Here is a 5789-nt window from a genome sequence, read left to right on the forward strand (position 1 = left end):
TCGCACGGGGTCAGCATGGGCCAGTGGTTCTTCCTGCGCGCCCTGTGGGCGGAGGACGGGCTGACCCAGCGCGAGTTGAGCCAGCGCGTGGGCATGATGGAGCCGACGACCGTCACCGCGCTGAACGGCATGGAGCGGCACGGCCTGGTGCAGCGCGTGCGCAACCCGCACGACCGGCGCAAGGTGAACATCTTCCTCACCGCCAAGGGGCAGGCCTTGCGCGAACCGCTGCTGGACTGCGCGGCGGAGATCAACGAGCTGGCCGTGCAGGGCATCGGAGAGCGGGAACTGGCCGGCGCGCTGGACGTGCTGCGCCGCGTCGCCGGCAATCTGGGCGGCCCGGCGCCGCTGGGCATGGCGGACGGCGAGGAGTAGGAGGCTCAGTCCTCCTCCAGGCGGAAGCGGACCGGCACCTCGACGGTCGCCGCCACGGCCACCCCCCGGTCGAGCGCCGGGCGGAACCGCCAAGTGCGCACGGCGTCGCGCGCCGCCTCGTCCAACGCATCGACCCCACTGCTGGCCACCAGGACGACCGCCTCCGGCGAGCCGGACGGCGACACGCGCACGCTCAGCACGACCCGGCCCTGCTGGCCGCGACGCCGGGCGGCGGCGGGGTAGCTGGGCTGCGGGCTGTCGAGCGGGGCGGCGGCGACCGTCGGGCCGGCGGGGCCGGAAACGGGCGGCGTGGCGGTTGCGGGACCGGGCGTGCCCGGCGTGCCGGATGCTGCGGCGGGCGCGGCAGGCGCGGCGGACCGGGGTGAGAGCGCGGCGGCGGCGTGCGCCTGGGCGGGTTTGGGCTTGCGGGCCGGCGGCGCGGCGGGCGGGGGCTCGGCCGCCATCGGCTCGGCCGGGGTGGGGGCGACCGGCGCGGCGTCGGTGGCGGGGGCAGGTTCGGGGAGGGGCGCCGGGGCGTCCGGAGCCTCGGCGATCCGCTCCGGCGGCGCTGGTGATTCCGGCTCTGGGGATTCCGGGGTTGGTGATTCCGGGGCGGGAGCTTCGGCGATGTCCGGGGCCGGGGCCGGTGGCATCGGCGGGGCGACGATGTCGACGGCGATCGCCGCGACGCGGCCCGGCGCCTGGGGCGCGCGGTCGCCGCTGCCGGCGATCACGGCGGCCAGCGCCGCCGCGTGCAGCGCCAGCGACGCCGCGACGCCGATGATGGCGCCGCGGCGGCCGGGCTGGCGGCTGCGTTCGGGCGCTGTCACGCGGCACTCCCCCGCGTGCGCAGGACCAGGGCCAGGAAGAAGGGCGCGCCGATCAGCGCGGTGACGACGCCCAGCTTCAGTTCCGCCCCGCCCGGCAGCCGCACGGCGATGTCGGCGGCCAGCGTCAGCGCGGCACCGCCGAGCGCACTGGGCAGCAGCAGGCGGCCGGGCTGCCAGCCGACCAGCGGGCGCACGAGATGCGGGACGATCAGCCCGACGAAGCCGATGGTGCCGCTGACCGCCACCGCCGCGCCCACCGCCAGCGCCGTGCCCAGCACGATGCGCAGCCGCAGCCGGCCGAGGTCGACGCCCAGCGAGCGCGCCGTCAGCTCGCCCAGGGTCAGCGCGTCGAGGTGCCGGCCGGCGGTCAGCAGCAGCGCCCAGCCCACGGCCATGAACGGCACCGCCAGCCAGACGTGCGTCAGGCTGCGGTCGGCCAGGGAGCCGAGCAGCCAGAAGACGATCTCCGCCAGTGCGAAGGGATTGGGCGACAGGCTGAGCGCCAGGGAGGTGAGCGCGCCGGCCAGGCTGGACAACGCCATGCCGGCCAGGACCAGCGTGAGCATGCCGCCGCCGCGCCCCGCCAGCGCGTACAGCAGCCCGACCGCCAGCAGGGCGCCCAGGATACCGCCCAGCGGCAGCGCCAGCGCGAAGGTGCCGGACAAGCCGCTGTAGAAGGCGATCACCGCGCCGAGTGCCGCGAAGGGGGAGACGCCGACGACGCCGGGTTCGGCCAGCGGGTTGCGCAGCAGGCCTTGCAGGGCGGCGCCGGCCAGCCCCAGCGTGGCGCCGACGCCGACGCCCAGCAGGGCGCGGGGCAGGCGGATCTCGGCGACGATGACCGCCGCCGTGGTGTCGGCGCCGGCCAGCAGGTCCCCGAGCGCGGTGCCGAGGCCGACGGCGCTGGGGCCGACGGACAGCGAGCCGACGAACAGGGCGAGCACCAGCAGCGCCAGCGCGCCGGGCAGCAGGCGTGCGGTTATCGGGTTGGCGGTCATTGGGCTGGCGCTCACCGGGCGGTTCCTTCCGCCAGCGCGGCGCGCAGCAGGCGCACGGCCTCCGCCGTGGCCGGGGTGCCGCAGGCGAGCAGCGGGGCGGGCACCGTCACGCGGCGGCCGAGCGCGCCGGGGCGCGTCAGCGCCGGGTGCTGGAGCAGAGCCTGGCGCAGCGAGGGCTGGGTGGGCAGGGCGGCGTCGGCGATCAGCACGTCCGGGCGGCCGGCGACCACCGCCTCCAGCGTCAGGTAGCCGTGGCCCCTCAGGCCGCTGCGGGTGGCGAGGTTGTCCAGGCCGGCGGCGTTCAGCACGGCGTCGGTCAGCGTGCCGGCCCCGGCGGTGAAGCCGCCGGCCTGCCACGCCACGCCGACCGGGCGGGGGCCGTCGCGGCGTGGTGCCGGCTCGGCCAGTGCTGCGTCCATGGCGGCGATCAGCGCCTCGCCGCGCGGTTCGGCGCCCAGCGCCCTGGCGACGCGGCGCACCTGATCGCGGATGCCGGCGAAGTCCTGCGGGATGGAGAGTTCCAGGATCGGCACGCCCTTGGCGCGCAGGAAGGCGACCGTCGGCTTGGCGGTGTAGCGGCCGGCCAGCACGAGGTCGGGGGCGAGCGGCAGGATTTCCTCGGCGGCACCCTGGACGATCGGCACGTCGGCCACCTGCGGCGCCACGTACGACAGCTCGGCCGAGCGGGCGAGGTGGGACAGCGCCGCGATGCGCCCGCGCCCGGCCAGCATCCAGGCGAGCTGGTCGCCGCACAGGTTCAGCGAGACGATCCGCTGCGGCGGAGTGGCCGCGCGCGCGCCGCCGCACAGCGCGGCGAACGCCAGCACCAGTCCGCAGAAAGCCACCCAGCCGCGCGCCATGCCCACACCCTTGTTCGGATGCCGGACCCTATGAAAGGGGCGGGCGCGTGGCAAGCGGATCGCGACGGGGGCGGGGGAGAGAACGGGGAAGAGATTTTTAGACGCGGATGGACACGGATTTTGCACGGATGGACACGGATGGAATTTTTCTTCCTCTTCATCCGTGTCCATCCGTGGCCGGCGCAGCCGGGATCCGTGTCCATCCGTGTCTCCAAATCCGTTCGCAACGGGATGAGTCCTGGAACCGCGGCCAGGCGGACGTGTTGTCGCGGCGACATGAACGCCCGCAAACCCGAACCGCCGCAGGAACCCGACGAGCCCGACATGGCCGAGCTGGGCCGGCTCACGCCGGAGGAACTGGCCTTCCTGCTCGGCGACCCCGGGGCGTCGGAGGCCGAGGCGGCGGAGCGCGGCCGGCAGCGGCGGGCGGAGCGGAACCGGCGCTCCGGCGAGGCCCGCGCCCGGCGCCGCCGCACCGATCCCGGCTACGCCGAGGCGTTGCGGGCGGGCGAGCGCGAACGGCAGCGGCGCCGGCGCGGCGCGCCCGCCGCGGCGCCGGCCGAACCGCCGGTGCCCCTGCCGCCGATCGGCGCGCGGGAGGCGGCGCGGCGGCTGGCGGACTTCATCCAGGCCGGCCGGTCGCCGCAGGCCGCGCAGCTGCGCCGCAAGCCCGAAATGGTGCAGCGCTACGTCGACGGGTTCGTGCTGTACCGGCAGCTGTCGCGCGACGGGGCGCGGCCGACGCGCGGCGTCCTGGCGGCGGCGTTCCGCACGGCGTTCGGGGTGGCGCTGACGCCGTCGCAGGTGCAGAAGCTGCGCGACCACATCGAGGGATTCGCCCGCCCCGGCGGACCCTGGCATGTGGGCTAGACCTTTTTGCAAGGGCGATACACCCCGTCACGCAGCGGCGCGGACGGAGGGGGGCGACACTCTGGAAGGGCAGGGTTAATGAAGCCTTAAGAGCTGCGGCTTGCCACCGAAGCGGCACCGCGGACGGCGGCGCTGCGTGACGAATGTATCGGCCTTGCCGTTGGTCCTAATCGTCGGGGTCAGTCGTCTGGATCGGGGGCGGGCGGCAGGCTGGCGCCGGTCAGGTTGGCGCCGGTGAAGCGGGCGTCGCGGATGTTGGCGTCGCTGAGGATGGCGCCGGTCAGGTCGGCGCTGGAGAAATCGCCGCCGGCGAGGTTGGCGCCGCGCAGGTTGACGCGCACCATGGAGGCGCCGACGAACTTGCAGCCCGTCAGGTTGGCGGCCCACAGCCGGCCGGTGGGCTTGCCGTCCGGACCCTTGATGTCGACCCAGCCGATGCCGGTGCCGTCCAGCCGCGCGCCGGAGAAATCGGCCCCGCGCAGGTTGGCGCCGTCGAGGATGGCGCCGGAGAAGTCGGCGTCGCGCATGTCGGCGTCGGACATCTCGCACATGATCAGCAGGCTGTCGCGCATCTTGGCGCCCACCAGCTTCACGTTGCGCAGGTTGGCGCCGCTGAGGTTCACGCCGTGCAGGTCGATGTGCGACAGGTCCGCCCCGTTCAGGTCGGCGCGGGAGCCCATGGCGCCGTTGGTGTTGATCCAGGTGTAGTGGCTGTGCAGCGCCTCCTGGATGTGCTGGGAGAAGTTGTCGGCGGAGCGGGCGAGGTTGGCCCCCGTGGTGTCGGCCCCGGCGAGGTCCACCCCCTCCATCCGCGCACCCTGGAGGTCGGCGTTGCGCAGGTTGGCGCCGGCCAGCACCGCGCCCGTCAGGTTGGCGTCGCGCAGCACCGAGCCGCTGAGGTTGACGCCGGACATGTTGCAGCCGCGCAGGTCGGCCCGCGCCAGATTGCAGTTCTTCATGGCCGAGCGCATCAGCGTGGCGCCGGTCAGCAGCGCCCCTTCGCAGTCGGCGCCGTTCATCGACACGTCCGTCAGGTCGGCGCCCGACAGGTTGGCGTTCGACATCATGGCGTCGTCGAAATCGCTGCCCGACAGGTCGGAGCGCACGAAGTCCACCCCGCCCTTGCCGTTCTTGCCGCCGCCGCCGTACAGCAGCGCGCCGCCGCGCAGATCGGCTTCCTTCAGGATGGCGCGCTTCAGCTTGGCGCCGCGCATGTGCGCACCCCGCAGGTCGGCGCGGTAAAGGTTGCAGCCGGTCAGGTCGGCCTTGGTCAGGTGCGCGGCGAACAGGTCGGCGTGGCTGAGGTTGGCGTTGGACAGATCGCTGTGCGTCAGGTTGGCGCCGGACAGCTTGCCCGACGTCAGGTCGACGCCGGCGAGGTTGGCGCCTTCGAGGTTGGCCATGGTCAGGTTGGCACGGCTGCCGCCCTGCTTGTTCTTCAGCCAGCGCTCGTGCTTTTCAAGCACGGCGACCAACTCGTGAGGCGTCATGGCCGGGTCCGGTGCCTGTGCCGCGATGCCGTGGCATCGCGTCTGGTTGCTTCGAGATTGGATACTTTCTTAAAAGATAATGGTGCAATCGTTAAGGACTTTCACCGTCCGCCGGACCATCCGGCCAGCGGGAACCGATCGTTCGCGACGGGGTTCATTCCTTGCGGCTCAACGCAACGGCCGATCGCAACACCGGCCAATCACAGCAACGGCCAATCACAGCAACGGGATATTCCTCTGATGATCGCCCAGACCATCGAGTCCGACCACGACGCCGGCAAGGAGGTCTTCGCCGTCGTCGGCAACGCCGCCCAGCCGGCGTGGGACGAGCGCGCCGGCGAGATGGACGCGCTGGCCCGGCTGTGG

Annotated in this window: 6 protein-coding genes; 2 read left to right on the forward strand and 4 right to left on the reverse strand. The window is 73.8% G+C overall.

Annotated elements, in window-relative coordinates; translation table 11 throughout:
- On the forward strand, nucleotides 1-375 hold a 375-nt coding region (locus tag VED21_RS28240; RefSeq protein WP_324888386.1), incomplete at its 5' end, for a MarR family transcriptional regulator.
- Between the two features lie 5 nt (nucleotides 376-380).
- Here the strand turns inward: VED21_RS28240 and VED21_RS28245 are convergent.
- The 3 genes from VED21_RS28245 to VED21_RS28255 are packed head-to-tail and all read right to left on the reverse strand — an operon-like array spanning nucleotide 381 to nucleotide 3063.
- Entirely contained in the window at nucleotides 381-1205 is an 825-nt protein-coding gene (locus tag VED21_RS28245) for an energy transducer TonB (RefSeq protein ID WP_324888388.1), read from the reverse strand.
- On the reverse strand, nucleotides 1202-2203 hold the full coding sequence (locus VED21_RS28250) for an iron ABC transporter permease (RefSeq protein WP_324888395.1): 1002 nt from the start codon (nucleotides 2201-2203) through the stop codon (nucleotides 1202-1204). The genes VED21_RS28245 and VED21_RS28250 overlap by 4 nt, the downstream gene beginning before the upstream one ends.
- Nucleotides 2204-2214: 11 nt before the next feature.
- Nucleotides 2215-3063 carry an ABC transporter substrate-binding protein gene (locus VED21_RS28255; RefSeq protein WP_324888390.1) on the reverse strand — a complete coding sequence of 283 codons (849 nt, stop codon included), beginning with the start codon at nucleotides 3061-3063 and terminating at the stop codon, nucleotides 2215-2217.
- Nucleotides 3064-3339: 276 nt separating this feature from the next.
- Between VED21_RS28255 and VED21_RS28260 the strand changes: the two genes are divergently transcribed.
- Entirely contained in the window at nucleotides 3340-3933 is a 594-nt protein-coding gene (locus VED21_RS28260; protein ID WP_324888392.1) for a hypothetical protein, read from the forward strand.
- A gap of 179 nt (nucleotides 3934-4112) precedes the next feature.
- Here VED21_RS28260 and VED21_RS28265 read toward each other — a convergent pair whose 3' ends face one another.
- Nucleotides 4113-5423, reverse strand: coding sequence for a pentapeptide repeat-containing protein (locus VED21_RS28265; protein WP_324888394.1), 1311 nt, complete (start codon nucleotides 5421-5423; stop codon nucleotides 4113-4115).
- Between the last annotated feature and the right edge of the window lie 366 nt (nucleotides 5424-5789).

Source organism: Azospirillum sp., from assembly GCF_035627195.1.
Classification (GTDB): Bacteria; Pseudomonadota; Alphaproteobacteria; order Azospirillales; family Azospirillaceae; genus Azospirillum.